Genomic DNA, 1,392 nt, shown 5'->3' on the forward strand with positions numbered 1-1,392 from the left:
GCGCCTGCCGGCGCTCCTACAGGAGCCGCCGCGGCTTCCGCCCCATGTAGGAGCGCCGGCAGGCGCGAACAGGGCGGCTTCTGCCCTGCGTAGGAGCGGCGGCCGGCGCGCACCGGTGTCCCGGGCGTGGCCGGGATTGCGAGGGCGCGGGCGGCCGTGGGGTCAGGTCTGCGCGGGCTTGTCCTTGCGCTCGCCCGGCGTGGTGGTGGCGGGCTTGTCTCCGCTGCACGCGGCCACGGTGTCGAACTGCGCGGTGTCGAGCAGGCGGGCGGCCTGCGCAGGGGTGGCGATCGAGAAGGCGATCGCGGTGGTGGTTAGCATGGCGGCGATGGTCTGGCGTTTGATCATGTCCGGCTCCTTCGAGGTTCTTGTTCATTGTTCGACATCGGGTCCGTCGCCGCGGAAGAGCTCGGGCGCCAGGCCGTGTCGCTGCAGCAGGCGGTAGAACTCGGTGCGGTTGCGCTCCGCCAGCCGTGCAGCGTCGGAAACATTACCCGCAGTCAGTTTCAGCAGCTGTATCAGATAGTTTCGCTCGAAGCGGCGCTTCGCCTCGGCGTAGCCGAGCGGCTCGGCCGGCTGCACGCGCAGGGCGCGCTCGACCAGGGCGCGCGGGATCAGCGCCGTGGTGGCGAGCGCGCACACCTGCTCGACCACGTTGTGGAGCTGGCGCACGTTGCCCGGCCACGCTGCGGTGGCGAGCGCCTCCAGCGCGTCGGGCGCGAAGCCGGTGAGGCGCTTGGCGTACTTGTGCGCGAGGCCGCGCAGGAAGTGCTCGGCGAGCAGCGGGATGTCCTCGCGGCGCTCGGCCAGAGTCGGCAGCTGCAGGCTCACCACGTCGATGCGGTAGTAGAGGTCCTCGCGGAACTGCCCCGCGGCCAGCGCCGCGTCGAGGTCGCGGTGGGTGGCGGAGACGATGCGCAGGTCGACCGCCTCGGCGCGGGTCGCGCCCACCGGACGCACGGCGCGCTCCTGCAGCACGCGCAGCAGCTTCACCTGCAGCGCCAGCGGCATGTCGCCGATCTCGTCGAGGAAGAGCGTGCCGCCGTGGGCGGCCTGCACCAGCCCGCGATGGCTGCTGGTGGCGCCGGTGAAGGCGCCGCGCACGTGGCCGAAGAGCTCGGATTCGAGCAGCGGCTCGGGGATGGCGCCGCAGTTGATCGCGACGAAGGGTGCGGCGGCGCGCGGGCTGGCGAGGTGGATCGCGCGCGCGAGCAGCTCCTTGCCGGTGCCGCTGTCGCCGCGGATCAGCACGCTGGCGTCGGAGGCGGCGACCAGGCGGGCTTCGTCGAGGAGCGCCTGCATGCGGCTGCTGCGGCTGAGGATGGCTGCGCGCCAGGCCGCGTCGCCGCTGCGGGCGGGGGCGTCGACGCCGGCGTCCGCGCGCAGGCCGCT

At 73.3% G+C, this 1,392-nt stretch carries 2 protein-coding genes; both read right to left on the reverse strand.

Annotated elements, in window-relative coordinates; translation table 11 throughout:
- Positions 1-162: 162 nt before the first annotated feature.
- Positions 163-348 carry a hypothetical protein gene (locus C667_RS22955; protein ID WP_004388754.1) on the reverse strand — a complete coding sequence of 62 codons (186 nt, stop codon included), beginning with the start codon at positions 346-348 and terminating at the stop codon, positions 163-165.
- Between the two features lie 24 nt (positions 349-372).
- The coding region (locus tag C667_RS22960; RefSeq protein WP_004388756.1) for a sigma-54 interaction domain-containing protein at positions 373-1,392 on the reverse strand (1,020 nt) is incomplete at its 5' end.

This window comes from Thauera phenylacetica B4P, assembly GCF_000310225.1.
In the GTDB taxonomy this organism is placed as follows: domain Bacteria; phylum Pseudomonadota; class Gammaproteobacteria; order Burkholderiales; family Rhodocyclaceae; genus Thauera; species Thauera phenylacetica.